Below are 16,887 nucleotides of genomic sequence, written 5' to 3'. Positions count from 1 at the left end.
GTCAGTGTGGAGCGCAATGCATTGGACCCACCAAGATCGGGCTCAGCCTTCCAGCAAACCATTGCGGGTGGACTCGGTAGCGGAACGCAGTCCGGCAATCGTTGGCCCCGCCGCGAGGATTCCGCGGCTCGACGTCGCCAGGACCGCCGGGTAAGCCGTGCCGAAAGTGGCACGCAGATCCGCCGGTGTGGCTCCCTGCGCGCCGAGCCCGGGCGCCAGGATGGGCCCGTGAACGGCGTCGAGGTCCAGCCCGAGTTCCACGAGCGCCCCGCCGATCGTGGCACCCACCACGAGACCGACCGACCCCAGACTGCCGGAATAACGGCGGTTCTCCTCGGCCGCGGCCTCGGCGATCCGCCGGGCCACTGATTCCGAACCCCCAACATGCTGCACGGACTTGCCCTCCGGGTTGGACGTCAGGGCGAGCACGAAAACACCCCGGCCGGACTCGGCCGCGAGGTCGAGCGCCGGTCGCAGCGACTCGAAGCCAAGGTACGGGCTCAGCGTGACCGAGTCTGCTGCCAAGGCCGAGCCATCCCGTAGCCAGGCGTCGGCGTAGGCAGCCATCGTGGAGCCGATGTCTCCGCGTTTGGCGTCGGCGATACTCAACACTCCGGCATCGGATGCGGCCGCAAGAGTGCGTTCCAAGACCGCAATGCCTGCTGAGCCGTGACGCTCATAGAGCGCCACCTGCGGCTTCACCGCGGCAGCGAGCGTCGCCACGGCCTCCACGACGGTGAGCGAAAAGCGCTCCAGGCTGGCGACGTCGTCGTTCAATCCCCAGTCCGCCAGGAGCCCCGGGTGCGGGTCGATACCGACGCACAAGGGGCCGCGGGCGGCCATCGCGGCAGCGAGGCGGGAACCGAACGGCTGTCGGGGCCCCGGGCTAAGAACAGGCTGCTGCCCGGCTGCGGCAGACTCAGGCATTGACGGCCTCGGCTGCCGCAGCCTGGGAAGCTGACAGCGCAGCGGCGTGCTCCTGCAGGCTCGTCACCGACCACTCGTAAGTGCGCAGCGCCTCGATGGCCTGCACTGCGGCGTTGAACTCCGCAACCGTGGTGATGCAGGGAATGCCGATGGACGTTGCGGCCGCACGGAGTTCGTAGCCGTCGCTGCGGGCTTCGCCGCCGGAAGGCGTGTTGAAGACCATGTCGATCTCGCCGGCGATGATGAGGTCCGCGATGGTTCCTTCGCCTTCGGCGCTGCTGCCTTCTGCGACCTTGCGGACCGGGGTGGCCTGGATGCCGTTGCGGCGCAGGACATCCGCGGTACCGCCCGTGGAGACGATCTCGAAGCCAAGGTCGGACAAGCGCTTGACGCCCATGATCACCGAACGCTTGTCGCGGTTGGCGACAGAAACGAAGATCTTGCCTTCGGTGGGCAGCGCGTTGTTGGCCGCGGCCTGGCTCTTGGCGAAAGCGGTGTCGAAGTGCTTGTCGATGCCCATGACTTCGCCGGTGGAGCGCATTTCCGGGCCGAGCAGCGAGTCCACTACCTTGCCTTCGGGTGTCCGGAAGCGGCTGAACGGCAGCACGGCTTCCTTCACGGCGACGGGAGCGTCGAGCGGCAGGGTTGAGCCGTCGCCGGTTTCCGGCAGCATCTTGTAGGCGCTGCGGAGCTGGTTGATGGTGACGCCCGTACCGATCAGGGCCGCGGCCTTGGCCATTTGCACGCCCGTTGCCTTGGAGACGAACGGAACCGTGCGGGAAGCGCGCGGGTTGGCCTCCAGCACGTAGAGCACGTCGGAAGCCAGTGCGAACTGGATGTTGATGAGGCCACGGACGCCTACGCCTTCAGCGATGGCCCGGGTGGCTGTGCGGACGCGTTCGATCACGTTGCTGCCGAGGGTGATGGGGGGCAGGACGCATGCGGAGTCACCCGAGTGGATGCCGGCTTCCTCGATGTGCTCCATGATTCCGCCGAGGTACATGTCCGTGCCGTCGAAGAGCGCGTCGACGTCGATTTCGACGGCGTCCTCGAGGAAGCGGTCGATCAGCACCGGGTGGTCCGGGGTGATTTCCGTGGCGTTGGCGATGTAGCGCGAGAGATTGGCTTCGTCGTAGACGATTTCCATGCCGCGGCCGCCAAGCACGTAGGACGGACGGACGAGGACCGGGTAGCCGATTTCGTCGGCGATCTTCTTGGCGTCTTCGAAGGACACGGCGGTGCCGTTCTTCGGGGCGATCAGTCCAGCCTGGTCGAGCACGCGGGAGAACATGCCGCGGTGCTCGGCGAGGTCGATCGCTTCCGGCGAGGTGCCGAGGATCGGCACGCCGGCGTCTGCCAGTTGCTGTGCGAGTTTGAGCGGGGTTTGGCCGCCGAGCTGCACGAACACGCCCATGACGCCGCCCGTGCGTTCCTCTGCCGCGATGACTTCGAGGACGTCCTCGAGTGTCAACGGTTCGAAGTAGAGGCGCGTGGAGACGTCGTAATCCGTGGAGACTGTTTCGGGGTTGCAGTTGACCATGACGGTCTCGTAGCCGGCCTTGCGCAGGGCCATGGAGGCGTGGACGCACGAGTAATCGAATTCGATGCCTTGGCCGATGCGGTTGGGGCCCGAACCCAGGATGATGACGGACGGCTTGGAGTGCAGGCCGACCTCGTCCTCTTCGTCATATGACGAGTAGTGGTACGGGGTGTACGCGGCGAATTCGGCGGCACAGGTGTCCACCGTCTTGTAGACCGGACGGATGCCGAGGGCCTGCCGCACGCCGCGGACGACGGCCTCCGGGTTGTGGGTCAACGAGCCGATCTGCTCATCCGAGAAGCCGTGGCGCTTGGCGTTGCGGAGCATGTCTTCCGTCAGGGCGCCGGCCTTGCGGATCTCGTGGGACATCTCGTTGAGCAGCTGCAGCTGGTCCAGGAACCACGGATCGATTTTGGTGGCGGCGTAGAGGTCCTCGAGCGAAGCGCCGCCGAGCAGGGCGCGCTGGACCTGGTGGAGGCGGTCCGTCGTCGGGCGCTTGGACTTCTCGATGAGCTCCGGAACTTCCCATTCGGGCACGTGGCTGAAGTCCAGTTGCGAGCCCTTCTGCTCGAGGGAGCGAAGGGCCTTCTGCAAGGCCTCCGTGAAGTTGCGGCCCATGGCCATGGCTTCACCGACGGACTTCATGGTGGTGGTCAGCGTGTTGTCCGCTGCGGGGAACTTCTCGAACGCGAAGCGGGGAACCTTGACGACGACGTAGTCGAGCGTCGGCTCGAACGAAGCCGGCGTTTGCTGCGTGATGTCGTTGGGGATCTCGTCCAGGGTGTAGCCCAGGGAGAGCTTCGTGGCGATCTTCGCGATCGCGAAGCCGGTGGCCTTGGAAGCCAGCGCCGAAGAGCGCGAAACACGCGGGTTCATTTCGATGACGACGACGCGTCCGGTGTCCGGCTCGATGGCGAACTGGATGTTGCAGCCACCGGTGTCGACGCCGACTTCGCGGATGACGGCGATGGAGATATCGCGCAACCGCTGGTACTCGCGGTCCGTCAGGGTCAGGGCCGGGGCAACGGTAATGGAATCGCCCGTGTGGACGCCTACCGGATCGAAGTTCTCGATCGAACAGACAACGACGACGTTGTCGTTCTTGTCGCGCATCATCTCCAGCTCGTACTCTTTCCAGCCGAGGATGCTTTCTTCCAGCAGGACCTCGGAGGTGGGGCTGTACTGGAGGCCCTGGCCCACGATGCGGCGCAAATCGTCCTCGTTGTATGCCAGGCCCGAGCCCAGGCCGCCCATGGTGAAGGACGGACGGACCACCATCGGGTAGCCGAGGTCTTCCGCCGCGGTCAGTGCTTCATCCATGGTGTGGATGATGTGGCTGCGGGCCGACTCGGCGCCGCAGCGTTCCACGACGCCCTTGAACTTTTCGCGGTCCTCGCCGAGTTCGATCGCGGCAATGTTGGCACCGATCAGTTCGACGTTGTACTTCTCGAGCACGCCGTTCTTGTCCAGGGCGATGGCCGTGTTGAGGGCCGTCTGTCCGCCCAGTGTGGGCAGGATGGCGTCCGGGCGCTCCTTGGCGATGATCTTTTCGACCACCTCGGGCGTGATGGGCTCCACGTAGGTGGCATCGGCGAACTCGGGGTCCGTCATGATGGTGGCCGGGTTGGAGTTGACGAGGATGACGCGCAGGCCCTCCTCTTTGAGCACCCGCAAGGCCTGGGTTCCGGAGTAGTCGAATTCGGCCGCCTGGCCGATGACGATCGGGCCTGAACCGATAACGAGGACGCTCTTGAGATCTGTACGCTTTGGCATTACTTGGTGTCCTCGTTCTTCGCGGAGTTCGATGTCTGAGTGTCGGCGGCCTGGCCGTTCTTCGTGCTCTCCATCAGGTCGATGAAGCGGTCGAAGAGGTAGGCGGCGTCGTGCGGTCCGGCCGCGGCTTCGGGGTGGTACTGGACCGAGAAGGCCGGGATGTCGAGGCACGCGAGTCCTTCGACGACGTCGTCGTTGAGGCTCACGTGGCTGACCTCGACGCGGCCAAAGCGCTCCTCCGGAGCCATGGTGGCGCCGTCCATGGGAGCGTCGACGGCGAAGCCGTGGTTCTGCGAGGTGATCTCGACTTTGCCCGTACGGCGGTCCATCACCGGCTGGTTGATCCCGCGGTGGCCGTACTTGAGCTTGTAGGTACCGAATCCGAGCGCCCGGCCCAGGATCTGGTTGCCGAAGCAGATTCCGAAGTACGGCATCTTCTCATCGAGCACGGAGCGGAGCAGCTTCACCTGCGCGTCCGCCGTGGCGGGGTCGCCAGGGCCGTTGGACATGAAGAAACCGTCAGGGTTGACCGCCTTGACGTCTTCCAGCGTGGAGGTTGCCGGCAGGACGTGGACGCGTACGCCGCGTTCGGCGAAGCGGACCGGGGTCATGGCCTTGATGCCTAGGTCAATCGCGGCGATGCTGAATTTCGGCTCGCCGTCCCAGCCATGGTCGGCGGGTTCGACGACGTAGGCTTCGTCGATGCTCACTTCTTCGGCCAAGCGGGCGCCTTCCATGGGCGCGCTGGCCAGGACGGTGTCAAGGAGCTCCTTGTCGGTGGCCTTGGCTGCCTCGCCGGAGAAGATTCCAGCACGCATGGTCTTGTGTTCGCGCAGGTGCCGGGTGATGGCGCGGGTGTCTACGGCCTGGATGCCGACGATGCCCTGTTCAACGAGCTCCGCGTCGAGGCTGCGCTCCGAGCGCCAGTTCGAGGGGCGTCGCGCGGCGTCGCGGACCACGTAGCCGGCCACCCAGATGCGGCGGGACTCCGCGTCTTCCTTGTTCACGCCGGTGTTCCCGATGTGCGGAGCCGTCTGGACCACCAATTGCCGGGCATACGAGGGGTCCGTGATGGTTTCCTGGTAGCCGGTCATGCCGGTGGCGAAGACCGCCTCGCCCAGGGCAACGCCTGTGGCGCCGTAGCTGCGGCCACGGAACGTGCGGCCGTCTTCGAGGACCAGCACTGCCGCGGAGGACTCTGCTGGGTTGGTATTGCCTGTCACTGCGTTGCTATCCGTCACTTTGTTACTTTCCACTATCGGCATCTGCCTGGGGGGCTGCAGAGATCAATTCTTGAAGTGCTTCGAGGAGCGCTTGCTTGTCGGCGGCGTGCCTTGTCCTGAATCCGGTGTCGAGCTCGTGTTCCCCGAGCATCCAGCTCAAGACCACGAGTCCATCCTTCTCCACGAACTTGCCTGCCATGCCGTCGGAACTGCCGCAATCGGTCACGGCTTCCGCCGGAACGAACAAGGGAGTGGTCCCTTTCCGGTCGAAGAGGACCCCTTCCCGGTGGACGCTCATTTCCGCGTTTCCGCGGAAACCAAGCCCATGGACGGCGACCCGGTCAAGCCAGTCTCCCGCCGTCGTCGTGGCCACGTACTGGCCTTCAGCCACAATCCCTGCCGGGCTGAGCCTTTCGGGCACTTCCGGAAGCTGGGCGAGGCCGGCCTGGCGCTTGAGCCTGCCGCGCCAACCTATCGCAATGAGTCCGGCCGCGACCGCGGCAAGGACCACTACTAGGAGCAAGGAAGCAAGTTTGTTGTCCATCAGTTGCTGCCGGCTCCTGCGGGCTCCGCGGCGTAGCGGTACGGCGTGTTCAGCCTGCCGTCCAGCACGGTCGGGTGGCCCTTGAAGAAGGTGGCGACGACGGCGCCCGGCAGCTCTTTGCCCGCGAAGGGTGAGTTCCGGCCCATGGTCGCCATCTTATGCGGATCCACTGTCCACCGGGCAGCCGGGTCCACGAGGATGACGTTGGCGGGCTCGCCGGTTTCGAGCGGACGTCCCTGATCCGCCACGCGGCCAATGGCCGCGGGCACCGTGGACGTGACGCGGGCGAAGTCGGCCCACGTCATGAGCCCGGTTTCGATCATGGTTTCCTGGACTACCGACAAGGCAGTTTCCAGCCCCGTCATGCCCATCGCCGCCTGGGCCCACTCGCACTCCTTGTGCTCGCTAGGATGCGGGGCATGGTCGGTGCCGACGACGTCGATGGTGCCGTCGGCGAGTCCGGCACGGAGCGCCTGGACATCGGCGTCGGTGCGCAGGGGCGGGTTGACTTTGTAGACGGGGTCGTAGCTGCGGACCAGTTCGTCGGTGAGCAACAAGTGGTGCGGGGTGACCTCGGCGGTGACGTTGATCCCCCGTTCCTTGGCCCAGCGGACGATTTCCACCGATCCGGCGGTGGATACATGGCAGACGTGGAGGCGCGAGCCGACATGCTGGGTCAGGAGGACGTCCCTGGCGATGATGCTCTCTTCTGCGACCGCAGGCCACCCGGCGAGGCCGAGAACCGCGGAGACAGCGCCTTCGTTCATCTGGGCACCGGCGGTGAGGCGGGGTTCCTGCGCGTGCTGGGCAACGACGCCGTCGAACGCTTTGACGTACTCGAGGGCCCGGCGCATCAGGACGGGATCATGGACGCAGATCCCGTCGTCGGAGAAGACCCGTACCTGGGCGCGCGAGTCGGCCATGGCGCCGAGTTCGGCGAGCTGCTCGCCGGCGAGTCCGACCGTGACGGCGCCCACCGGACGGACATCCACCCAACCGGAGGCGCGGCCCAGGCTGTGGACCTGCTCGACGACGCCGGCCGTGTCCGCCACCGGGTTGCTGTTCGCCATGGCGTGGACCGCGGTGTAGCCGCCAAGGGCTGCGGCGCGGGTACCCGTTTCCACGGTTTCCGCGTCTTCGCGGCCGGGTTCACGCAAGTGGGTGTGGATGTCGACCATGCCGGGAAGCGCCACGAGGCCCGCGGCCTCGATCACGGTGGCGCCTTCGGCGGAAAGGCCAGTGCCGCGTTCAGCGATGACGCCGTCGCTGATCAGCAGGTCCTCGGCGTCGCCGCCCAGGATGGCCGCTCCGCGGATCAAGTAGGTGCCTGTTGCGCTCTCGGTCATCAGTTGCTCTCCTTATCGGAACGGGCGGTGCCCGGCATGGGGGCGGCTTCACGGGAATCCCCCGAGAGCAGCAAGTACAGGGCGGCCATCCGGACCGATACGCCGTTCCGGACCTGGGCCAGGACAGTGGAACGCGGTGAATCGGCAGCGGCGGAAGAAATTTCCAGTCCGCGGTTCATGGGCCCGGGGTGCATGATGATCGTGTCCTTGAGACCGAGCTCGTCGAGGGCGCGGAGGCGGGCATCGTCGAAGCCCCAGCGCCGCGAATACTCGCGGGTGGAGGGGAAGAAGGAAGCGTTCATGCGCTCACCTTGGACGCGCAGCATCATCATGGCGTCGACTCCGGCTTCGAGGGTCTCGTCGAGGTTGTAGCTGACCTTGCAAGGCCAGTGTTCGACGCCGATCGGCAGCAAAGTGGGCGGGGCAACGAGGGTCACTTCCGCGCCCAGGGTGCGCAGGAGCCACACGTTGGAGCGGGCGACGCGGGAGTGCAGTACGTCGCCGGCGATGGCGACGCGCATGCCCGTGAGGTCTGCACCCGTGGACGCCAAGCCGTGCAGCTTGGACCAGTGCCTGCGCATCGTGAACGCGTCCAGGAGAGCCTGCGTGGGGTGTTCATGGGTGCCGTCCCCGGCGTTGATAACGGCCGCGTCGATCCAGTCGGTGGCGGCCAGGCGGTGCGGAGCCCCGGAAGCCCAGTGGCGGATGACTACGGCATCGGCCCCCATGGCTGCGAGGGTCTGCGCGGTGTCCTTGAGGGACTCCCCTTTCGAAACCGAAGAACCCTTGGCGGCGAAGTTGATGACGTCGGCGGAGAGCCGCTTCGCTGCGGCCTCGAAGGAAATGCGCGTGCGGGTGGAGTCTTCGAAGAAGAGGTTGACCACGGTGCGGCCGCGCAGGGCGGGCAGCTTCTTGACCTCGCGGTCCCCCACCGCCGCCATCTCTTCGGCTGTGTCCAGGATCCGGATGGCGTTCGCTGCGCTGAGGTTCTCGGTGGAGAGCAGGTGTTTCATGCGCCTGCCTCGATCACTACTTCGTTGATCGGCTGACCGTCCACCGAATCGAATTCTTCAAGGTGGACCCGGACCTTTTCCGAGGAAGACGTAGGCAGGTTCTTGCCGACGTGGTCCGCGCGGATCGGCAGTTCGCGGTGCCCGCGGTCCACGAGGACGGCCAGGCGGACGATGCGCGGCCTGCCGAGGTCGATGATGGCATCGAGGGCTGCCCGGATGGTGCGGCCCGAGTACAGGACGTCGTCGATGAGGACAACAACCTTGTTGTCGATTCCGGACAACGGCAGTTTGGTGGGGTACGGAGGCCTGGCCGGCTGGTGCGAAAGATCGTCACGGAACATGGTGACATCCAGCTGACCGACAATTGCAGAGGCGTTGACGGATGGATCCGCGGCGGCGATTTTTTCCGCCAGCCGCACGGCCAGCGGATAACCGCGGCGTGGGATGCCCAAAAGAACCAGATCCTGGGAACCCTTGTTGGCTTCGAGGATCTCGTGGGCGATACGAGTGAGCGCACGGTCGATATCCGCGTGGTTGAGAACAACCCGGGACGGCACCGGCGCAGTGACTTCAGTCATCGCTCGTCTCCCCTTTCCCCGCCTCACGGGACGGAATTAAAAAAGGAACATTTGCTCTTCAAAATTACCACAGTGGCGTCGCCCGGCTGCCCCTCGCAACCGCCGGTCCGTGCGTTTTAGCTCACAGTCACGCAGGCGATGTTCGGCTGCCCCAGGGTCTCTTGAGTTCAGCCCAACTGACTGGCAGCAGATGTCGTTATGAAGGCTCATAACGACCTTAAGTGCCAGTCAGTTGGGCTGATCCTTCCAACGCCGCCTATGCGAGCAGGGAAGGCTTCAGCGTCTGCAACCGCCCGAGGAGACCGTTGATGAACGCGGGAGATTCGTCGGTGGACATGACCTTGGCCAGTGCCACCGCTTCGCTGACGGCCACGCCGTCCGGGACGTCGTCGTTGTAGAGCAGTTCCCAGGCGCCGATCCGGAGGATGATGCGGTCGACTGCCGGCATCCGCTCCAGGGTCCAGCCCTGGGCGTAGGTCTGGAGGAACTCGTCGATGGTCGGCTGCATGGCAACCACGCCTTCCACGATGTCCATCGTGTACGGGTTGATGACGAGGTCGGTCATTTCCCGGCGGGCCTTCAAGACCTCGAACGCGGAAGCGGAACGCTGCTCCGCCTCGAAAAGTATCTCAAGGGCCCTGCTACGGGCCTTACCACGGGCGCTCACTAGTCGTTGACCCGGCCCAGGTAGCTGCCGTCGCGAGTGTCTACCTTGACCTTGGTGTTGTTCTCAACGAACAGGGGCACCTGGATCTCGTAGCCGGTCTCAAGGGTAGCTGGCTTGGTTCCAGCGGAGGAGCGGTCGCCTTGCAGGCCCGGCTCGGTGTAGGTGATTTCGAGGACAACGCTCGGGGGCAGCTCGATGTAGAGCGGGGTGCCTTCGTGGATGGCAATGTTGACCATCTGGTTTTCCAGCATGAAGTTGGTGGCGTCGCCTACCGTGGCACCGGAAACCGTGATCTGGTCGAAGTCCTGGGTGTCCATGAAAACGAAGTCCGCGCCGTCCTGGTACAGGTACTGGTAGTCGCGGCGGTCAACCGTGGCAGTTTCGATCTTGAGGCCGGCGTTGAAGGTCTTGTCGACCACCTTGCCCGACATGACGTTGCGCATCTTCGTGCGCACGAACGCGCCGCCCTTGCCCGGCTTGACGTGCTGGAACTCAATGATGTTCCAGAGCTGGCCCTCAAGCTTCAGCACGGTCCCGTTCTTGATGTCATTTGTGGTTGCCACTAGTATCCTCTGGTTTCTCTCACTGGTGCTAGCTACTGCTTTAGCTACTGGTTTAGCTTCCAGCCGACTATGCCAAGCAGGCATGCCGTGACGGCAGCCAGCGCGTATTTATCAAAAATCCAAAGTCCATTCTACCGGCAAAAAGCGGCGCGCCTGCCCGCGCGTTCCTCAGGAGGCGAACTCGAGGACGTTCCGGGCGCGTTGCAGGGCCACAGCAGAGGAATAGATCAGCGAAGCGTCGGCTGCCAAGGCCACGCGCAGGTCCAAGGCCTTGGTGAACGACTCCGCCGCGGCGACGTGGTTGCCGGCCACGAAGTAGGCCCGGCCCAAATACTGGTGGACGACCGGTTCTTTGGCCGTTCCGTGGACCTCGCCCAGGAGTCGCCGGAAGAGCTCCACGGCCCGGTCAAAGCGGTTGGTGGCACGGTGGAGCTCGGCTTCGAAGATCCGCAACTTGAAGGACTCGGGATCGTTGTAGCGCGCCTCGGCCAGCAACTCGGCGGCTTCTGCCGGGTGGCCTTCGAGCATGAGCGCCATGATCCGGTCGGCGGGATCGCTCGACTCCGCCAGTGCCGATTGCATGGCTTCCTCGTTGACGATGGCCGGCAGGAGCGTGTCGGGGTTGGTGCGCACCCCGGGGAATCCACCCGTGGGCCAATCACTGATGCTGCTGAAGGTCTCGGTGGTCATGATGCGATCTCCTGGTAGGCAGCGAAGAGCAGCGACGTGTCCGGAACATCGAGGATTCCGGGCTTCGCGACGCCGTCGAGCACCACGAAACGCAAGAGGTCGCCGCGGGACTTCTTGTCGCGCCGCATGCCGTCGAGCAGGCCCTGCCAGCGGTCCCTGCGGTAGGTGACCGGCAACCCGAGTCCCTCGAGGATGGTGCGGTGCCTATCGGCGTCGACGTCGGAAAGCCGCCCGACGCTGCGGGCGAGCTCCGCGGCAAACATCATGCCGACCGAAACCGCTGCGCCGTGCCGCCACGAGTAGCGTTCCACGAGTTCGATCGCGTGGCCGAGCGTGTGCCCGTAGTTGAGGATTTCACGCAGGCCGGATTCCTTGAGGTCCTCGGAAACCACCTTCGCCTTGACGGCAATGGCACGTTCAATGAGCTCGCGGAGCACCGCCGAACCTGGATCGGTGACTTCCTCCGGCTTGTTTTCGACGAGTTCCAGGATGGCGGGATCGGCGATGAAGCCGCACTTGATGACCTCTGCCATTCCCGAGATCAGCTCATTCTTGGGAAGCGTCTGGAGGGTGTCCAGGTCCGCGAGGACAGCCGCGGGCGGGTGGAAGGAACCCACCAGGTTCTTGCCTTCGGCGGTATTGATGCCGGTCTTTCCGCCCACCGACGCGTCCACCATGCCGAGGAGGCTCGTGGGCATGTGAATGACCTTGACGCCGCGAAGCCAGGTGGCGGCGACGAAGCCGGCGAGGTCGGTGACTGCGCCGCCGCCGACCGCCACGATGGCATCGGAACGGGTGAAGTCGTTCTGGCCAAGCACTTGCCAGCAGAAGGCGGCAACCTGGATGTGCTTGCCTTCTTCGGCGTCAGGGATCTCGGCGGTGAGGGCGGTGAAACCGGAAGCCTCGAGTTCAGCACGGACCGTATCGCCCGTAAGTCTCAGGGCACGCGGGTGGACGACGAGAACCCGCCTGACGCGCTCCCCCAGCTTCGCGGGAAGGGTCTCCAGGAGGCCACGCCCGACGACGACGTCGTAGTTCTCGTTGGCGGACTGGCCAGTGACCTTGATGACAGTTGATTCGTTGCTCACTTTTGCACTTCCTCCTTCAAGGCCGCGTATTCACGCAGTCTTTCCTCCACATGGAGGGCGATTTCCGCCACGGTCCCGGACCGGACGTCGACGGTGATGTCTGCAAGGCGTTCATAGACAGGACGCCGGGCGGCAAAAAGGGTCTCCCAGCGGGCCATGGCGTCGCCGGCCAGCAGCGGCCGTCCCGTGTTGCGGGCGATGCGCTCAGCGACTGTCTCTGCATCGCACTCAAGGTAGACCACAGTGCAGTCACCCAGCAGCTGCTGCGTGCCGGAATCGAGCACTGCCCCACCACCCAGCGAGACCACTGCGCCGTTGATGTCCGCAGCTTCAACGGCGCGGGCCACCGTCCTGGCCTCGATCTCCCGGAATGCATGTTCTCCCCGACCGGCAAAAATATCCGCGATCGTGCCGTGGTGCTCAACGATGACTGCGTCCGTGTCCACGAACGGCACGCCCAATTGCTGGGCGAGCTGCTGGCCGATTACCGACTTGCCGACGGCCATCGGCCCGACCAAAGCGATCGCGGGACCGTAACCGGCGCCCGGGGTACCGCGGCCCACTAGTGGCCGACCGAGTCCAGGGTTGCCGGGATGCTGTCCAGGTAACCCCGAAGGTTCCGCGCGGTCTCGGCGACCGAGTCACCGCCGAATTTCTCGGCAACGGCCTCGGCCAACACCAGTGCAACCATGGCTTCGGCCACGACACCCGCCGCCGGAACGGCACAGACGTCGGAGCGCTGGTGGTGCGCCTTGGCAGCCTCACCCGTGCTCACGTCGATGGTCTTCAATGCGCGCGGGACGGTGGCGATGGGCTTCATCGCGGCGCGGACACGCAGCACTTCGCCGATGCTCATCCCACCTTCGATGCCACCTGCACGGTTGGTCTTGCGGACGATCCGGCCGGTCTCGTCCTTGACGATCTCATCGTGCGCGGCGGAGCCACGGCGGGCGGCGGTCAGGAAACCATCGCCGACTTCGACGCCCTTGATCGCCTGGATACCCATCAGGGCAGCAGCCAGGCGGGAATCGAGGCGACGGTCCCAGTGCACGTAGCTACCGAGTCCCGGCGGCAGGCCGTAGGCCAGAACTTCGACTACGCCACCGAGGGTCTCGCCCTCCTTGTGTGCTGCGTCAACCTCGGCCACCATGGCGTCCGAGGTTTCCCGATCGAAGCAACGTAAAGGATCGGCGTCGAGGGCCAGGACGTCGGACGGCAGGGGCAGCGGACGGCCCTCGGGCACGGTCACGCTTGCGATGGATACGGTGTGGCTCACGAGCTCGATGCCGAGCTGTTTCAGGAATTGCGAAGCAACGGTACCCAAGGCGACACGCGTGGCGGTTTCCCGGGCGCTGGCGCGTTCCAGGACAGGGCGGGCCTCGGGGAATCCGTATTTCTGCATGCCGGTGAAATCTGCGTGGCCGGGTCGCGGACGGGTCAACGGCGCGTTGCGGGCTTGGTCTGCGAGAAGGGCCGGGTCCACCGGGTCGGCAGACATGATCTGCTCCCATTTGGGCCACTCGGTGTTGCCGATCTGGACCGCGACGGGGCCGCCCTGCGTCACGCCGTGCCTGACGCCGCCAAGGATGCTCACTTCGTCCTGCTCGAACTTCATCCGGGCGCCGCGGCCATAGCCGAGACGGCGGCGCGCCAAGGCGTCACGTATTTCCTCGCTGGTGAGTTCCACACCGGCGGGGACGCCTTCAATAATTCCGAGCAGTGCCGGGCCATGGGATTCACCGGCAGTCAACCAACGCAACATATATCCAATCCTGCCATGTAAGGCCCTTACTAGACCCGCCGGGGAAGCCCGACTGAGTCACACATCACATCTATGACATCGGCGGTGACGTCGGCTCCGGAAAACAAACGGATCTGCTCCACGGCTTGGTAGAGCAACATCTCCAGCCCTGGAACCACTACTCCGCCCCGCGAATGCCATGCTTCGGCAATGCGGCTGGGCCAGGGATCGTAGGCGACGTCGAGCAGGACACCCCAGACATCGTCGGGAAGCTTGTCATCGTCGGGAAGCTGCTCTAGCTGCCCCGCGATGCTGTCCGCCGCCCGCGGCGGAAGCGTGGAGATCACCAGATCGGCTCCGGCCATCCCTCCGGCGGCTTCAGCCAGCGGCCGGAGGTGGATGGAAAGCCCGACGGCGGCTGCCGCGGCTTTCGCCTCGGCGGCGCGTCCGACGTCGCGCACAAAGACGTCAACGTGTTTCGAGCCGAGCTCCCGCAGTGCCGCGATGGCCGCCGCGGATGTTCCGCCGCCGCCAAGAACCGCGGACTTCGGCTGTTCCTTCACCCCTGCGTTCCTCACGGCTTCAACGATCCCGGCCACATCAGTGTTGTGGCCGATCCGCCGCACGCCGTGCCCGGTGCCTTCGAAAGCAACCGTGTTGATGACACCCAAGTACGCGCCTGCCCCGCGGACCTCGTCGACCTCGTCCACCATGGCGGTCTTGAGGGGCATGGTGACGGACAAACCGCACCAATCGTCGTCAGCCTCAAGGTCCGCCATGAAGGCCGGGAGCCGCTCAACGGTTACATCGATCGCCGAGTATTCGATGTCGAGCCCAAGCTTCGCGTAGGCCGCGCGGTGGAGCGCTGGTGACTTCGAGTGGCTGATGGGGTGCCCCAGGACGGCAGCACGTCTACTCACACGCACCGTCCGGCGTTGGCCGCACACCACGCGTTGTATTGGTCAACGTACTTGAGGTGTTCCGCCAGCGTGCTGGAGAACTTGGTTTCCTTGGTGTCGAGGTTGATGGTCACCCAGTAAAGGTAGTTGTTGGCTGTCGGCTTCGCGGCGGCATCGATCGCTGTCTTGCCGGGGGAACCGATGGGGCCGATCGGAAGGCCTACGTTGGCGTAGGTGTTGTAGGGGTTGCCCTTGTCAGCCTTCTGGGCATCGGTCAGGTGGAAGGTCTTGGTACCCAGGCCGTAGGTGACCGTGGCATCGGATTGGATGAGCCCGTTCGTCTCGGTGTTGCCCGGCTTGAGCCTGTTGTAGATGGCGCCGGCCACGTTGCCGTAGTCGGCCTGGCCACCTTCAGCCTGCACGATGCTTGCCACCGTGATGGCCTGGTACTGCTTGGCGGGATCCGTGACCCCCTGGGCCTTGAGCTCGTCGGTGGTGGCCGTGACGAGCTTCTGGAGGATGTCCTTGGCGGAGGTTCCGAGGGGGAAACGGTACTCCCCCGGTGCCAGGAAGCCTTCGAGGTTCTTTGCCGGGGCAGGGACGCCGAACTGGGCCGGTGAGTCGCTGAGCGCCTTCAATTCGGACAGAGGTATGCCCGAACCCTTGGAGATCGCGTCAAGGGATTCACCGATGCGCAATCCTGCACTCAAAGCGAAATACATGACCTTGGACGAATCCTTGCCGAGGAGCACATTCACCGCGTCGGAGTTCTTCATTTCAGTCTTGAAGGTGAAATCACCGGGTGAGAGTTCACCACCGGCGGCAGTGAAGGCCGCCACGAAGGAATCGGCGTCGGCAATGACGTGCTGGCTCTGAAGGTTGGTGGCAACCAGTTTGGGGCCGGAGCCGGGGGCCACCGTGACAGTGACCGAGCCGGTACCAGGGCCCGGGTAGTCGCTGACCTTGTCCATCCCGAGCAACGGCTTCAGGAACTGTGCCCCGATTGCAACCGCTGCGACGAACACGGTGAGGGTGATGAGCAGCGCGACGAGGCGGCGGCGCCTGCGGACCTTCTTCGAGGGAACCTTTGGCGCAGGAGTCGCAGCTGCCATGAGGTCATGCGCGGCGTGCTCATCATGGACCTCGTAGTCGAACTGGGGATCGTGGTGCTCATAACCCTCGTCATGGGCCTGCAGCTCGTGGAAATCGTCAGCGTGTGCGACGTCGAAGCTGTGAACAGAGTCGTGCTCCATGGCGTCGGGGTGCAATGCCGCGTGCTCGACGGCGTCATGCTCGACAGCTTCGGGGTGCGCCACGTCGTAGTGCTCGACCTCTGGTTGCACTGAGTCAGGGTGCTGCCCTGAGTCATCGTGGTGCAGAAGGTCGTCATGAGAAGCGTCGTGCTGCTGCACAGCCTCTTCGGCCTGGACCGCTTCGCCGTGGATACTGTCGCCGTGGATACCGTCGTCGTGGAGGCCAGCGGCGTGCGTGGTCGCTTCCGGGGCCTCCGATGGGTAGTCCGGGACATACGCCGGCTGCGGCTTAGGGACTGGGACAGGTTCAAAGTGGACAGGCACAGGTGGTGGCAATACCTCCTGGTTCTGCGTCTCCAGGAAGCGTTCCCTGGCACGGACTTCACGACGGGTCAGGGGCCGGGTACGGCCTTCTGATGCGTCGTTGGAGGGGTCGTTGTTGACCGGGCTCACAATTGTCTTCCCCTCGTTGGAGAGTGTGGATCAATGCCGGAGGCCGGCAGCGGCGTATTGGCACCGTCAATGTGTTGGGGTGGCATCGGCGCCTGCACGCGCCTGCCCACATCCGCACCTCTGGCTTTTTGCATGTCGATCGCGTGCTGCAGAATTCCGGCAGCGGCAACCTGATCCACCACTTTACGATGATCTTTGCTGCTCATGCCAGCTTCATGGAGATTGCGGTGGGCCGTCACGGTGCTGAGCCGCTCGTCCACCATGTTGACTGGAACGTTGAGTCCGCGGCGTTGCAAGTGGGCTGCCAGCAACTCCGCGTAGTCGGTGGCCATGATGGCAGAAGCGTGTTCCTCGCCCTTCATCGTGCGGGGCAGCCCGATGAAAATCTGGACGACGCCGAGCTCCGCGACCTGCCGGACAATGACCCCGATATCGGAATTCTTCTTGGCGTCCCGGCTTACCGTCTTGAACGGCGTCGCCAGGATCCCGTCGGGATCGCAAATGGCAACTCCCACACGGACGGTGCCGACGTCCACCCCCAGTTTGGTGCCCCGGGGGTAGTCGTCGTTGCTCGCAATGGCCTCCAAAA

The 16,887-nt window shown here is 64.8% G+C and carries 16 protein-coding genes; all 16 read right to left on the bottom strand.

From position 1 onward, the window contains the following. Positions 1-42: 42 nt before the first annotated feature. Positions 43-927 carry an orotidine-5'-phosphate decarboxylase gene (gene pyrF / locus LFT47_RS11230; RefSeq protein ID WP_236810733.1) on the bottom strand — a complete coding sequence of 295 codons (885 nt, stop codon included), beginning with the start codon at positions 925-927 and terminating at the stop codon, positions 43-45. Then, positions 920-4,240 (bottom strand): carbamoyl-phosphate synthase large subunit, encoded by a 3,321-nt coding sequence (gene carB / locus LFT47_RS11225; protein WP_236810731.1) that lies wholly within the window; start codon positions 4,238-4,240, stop codon positions 920-922. Before carB ends, pyrF begins: the two co-directional genes overlap by 8 nt. Further along, positions 4,240-5,505 carry a glutamine-hydrolyzing carbamoyl-phosphate synthase small subunit gene (carA, locus tag LFT47_RS11220; RefSeq protein WP_236810729.1) on the bottom strand — a complete coding sequence of 422 codons (1,266 nt, stop codon included), beginning with the start codon at positions 5,503-5,505 and terminating at the stop codon, positions 4,240-4,242. Before carA ends, carB begins: the two co-directional genes overlap by 1 nt. Further along, positions 5,486-6,007: a PH-like domain-containing protein gene (locus LFT47_RS11215; RefSeq protein ID WP_236810726.1), complete on the bottom strand. Its 522-nt coding sequence runs from the start codon at positions 6,005-6,007 to the stop codon at positions 5,486-5,488. The genes carA and LFT47_RS11215 overlap by 20 nt, the downstream gene beginning before the upstream one ends. Continuing rightward, a complete protein-coding gene (locus LFT47_RS11210) occupies positions 6,007-7,353 on the bottom strand; it encodes a dihydroorotase (RefSeq protein WP_236810724.1) in 1,347 nt (448 codons plus the stop codon). The genes LFT47_RS11215 and LFT47_RS11210 overlap by 1 nt, the downstream gene beginning before the upstream one ends. Then, entirely contained in the window at positions 7,353-8,366 is a 1,014-nt protein-coding gene (locus tag LFT47_RS11205) for an aspartate carbamoyltransferase catalytic subunit (RefSeq protein ID WP_236810723.1), read from the bottom strand. Before LFT47_RS11205 ends, LFT47_RS11210 begins: the two co-directional genes overlap by 1 nt. Next, the gene (gene pyrR, locus LFT47_RS11200; protein WP_234754227.1) at positions 8,363-8,944 is read right to left on the bottom strand and encodes a bifunctional pyr operon transcriptional regulator/uracil phosphoribosyltransferase PyrR; all 582 of its coding nucleotides are present in this window, start codon (positions 8,942-8,944) and stop codon (positions 8,363-8,365) included. Before pyrR ends, LFT47_RS11205 begins: the two co-directional genes overlap by 4 nt. A gap of 256 nt (positions 8,945-9,200) precedes the next feature. Beyond that, positions 9,201-9,611: a transcription antitermination factor NusB gene (gene nusB, locus LFT47_RS11195; protein WP_236810722.1), complete on the bottom strand. Its 411-nt coding sequence runs from the start codon at positions 9,609-9,611 to the stop codon at positions 9,201-9,203. After that, on the bottom strand, positions 9,611-10,174 hold the full coding sequence (efp, locus tag LFT47_RS11190; protein ID WP_028267136.1) for an elongation factor P: 564 nt from the start codon (positions 10,172-10,174) through the stop codon (positions 9,611-9,613). The genes nusB and efp overlap by 1 nt, the downstream gene beginning before the upstream one ends. A 168-nt stretch (positions 10,175-10,342) precedes the next feature. Next, a complete protein-coding gene (locus LFT47_RS11185) occupies positions 10,343-10,864 on the bottom strand; it encodes a tetratricopeptide repeat protein (protein WP_236810721.1) in 522 nt (173 codons plus the stop codon). After that, positions 10,861-11,952 carry a 3-dehydroquinate synthase gene (gene aroB, locus LFT47_RS11180; protein WP_236810720.1) on the bottom strand — a complete coding sequence of 364 codons (1,092 nt, stop codon included), beginning with the start codon at positions 11,950-11,952 and terminating at the stop codon, positions 10,861-10,863. The genes LFT47_RS11185 and aroB overlap by 4 nt, the downstream gene beginning before the upstream one ends. After that, on the bottom strand, positions 11,949-12,458 hold the full coding sequence (locus tag LFT47_RS11175; protein WP_236818529.1) for a shikimate kinase: 510 nt from the start codon (positions 12,456-12,458) through the stop codon (positions 11,949-11,951). Before LFT47_RS11175 ends, aroB begins: the two co-directional genes overlap by 4 nt. Positions 12,459-12,514: 56 nt before the next feature. Next, entirely contained in the window at positions 12,515-13,714 is a 1,200-nt protein-coding gene (gene aroC, locus LFT47_RS11170) for a chorismate synthase (RefSeq protein ID WP_236810717.1), read from the bottom strand. 29 nt (positions 13,715-13,743) lie between these two features. Beyond that, positions 13,744-14,613: a shikimate dehydrogenase gene (locus LFT47_RS11165; protein WP_236810716.1), complete on the bottom strand. Its 870-nt coding sequence runs from the start codon at positions 14,611-14,613 to the stop codon at positions 13,744-13,746. Next, entirely contained in the window at positions 14,610-16,298 is a 1,689-nt protein-coding gene (gene mltG / locus LFT47_RS11160; RefSeq protein WP_236810715.1) for an endolytic transglycosylase MltG, read from the bottom strand. The genes LFT47_RS11165 and mltG overlap by 4 nt, the downstream gene beginning before the upstream one ends. After that, on the bottom strand, positions 16,295-16,885 hold the full coding sequence (gene ruvX / locus LFT47_RS11155; protein ID WP_236810714.1) for a Holliday junction resolvase RuvX: 591 nt from the start codon (positions 16,883-16,885) through the stop codon (positions 16,295-16,297). The genes mltG and ruvX overlap by 4 nt, the downstream gene beginning before the upstream one ends. Positions 16,886-16,887 lie beyond the last annotated feature (2 nt).

The sequence above is a fragment of the Arthrobacter sp. FW306-2-2C-D06B genome (assembly GCF_021789175.1).
GTDB lineage: Bacteria > Actinomycetota > Actinomycetes > Actinomycetales > Micrococcaceae > Arthrobacter.
Note: the sequence above shows the minus strand (reverse complement) of the source record. Positions and strands in the feature narration are given on the sequence as shown.

Bases quoted from the DNA above. Each gene is read 5' to 3' on its own strand.
- pyrF (WP_236810733.1), bottom strand. From the start codon at position 927: ATGCCTGAGTCTGCCGCAGCCGGGCAGCAGCCTGTTCTTAGCCCGGGG.
- carB (WP_236810731.1), bottom strand. From the start codon at position 4,240: ATGCCAAAGCGTACAGATCTCAAGAGCGTCCTCGTTATCGGTTCAGGC.
- carA (WP_236810729.1), bottom strand. From the start codon at position 5,505: ATGCCGATAGTGGAAAGTAACAAAGTGACGGATAGCAACGCAGTGACA.
- LFT47_RS11215 (WP_236810726.1), bottom strand. From the start codon at position 6,007: ATGGACAACAAACTTGCTTCCTTGCTCCTAGTAGTGGTCCTTGCCGCG.
- LFT47_RS11210 (WP_236810724.1), bottom strand. From the start codon at position 7,353: ATGACCGAGAGCGCAACAGGCACCTACTTGATCCGCGGAGCGGCCATC.
- LFT47_RS11205 (WP_236810723.1), bottom strand. From the start codon at position 8,366: ATGAAACACCTGCTCTCCACCGAGAACCTCAGCGCAGCGAACGCCATC.
- pyrR (WP_234754227.1), bottom strand. From the start codon at position 8,944: ATGACTGAAGTCACTGCGCCGGTGCCGTCCCGGGTTGTTCTCAACCAC.
- LFT47_RS11185 (WP_236810721.1), bottom strand. From the start codon at position 10,864: ATGACCACCGAGACCTTCAGCAGCATCAGTGATTGGCCCACGGGTGGA.
- LFT47_RS11175 (WP_236818529.1), bottom strand. From the start codon at position 12,458: ATGGCCGTCGGCAAGTCGGTAATCGGCCAGCAGCTCGCCCAGCAATTG.
- aroC (WP_236810717.1), bottom strand. From the start codon at position 13,714: ATGTTGCGTTGGTTGACTGCCGGTGAATCCCATGGCCCGGCACTGCTC.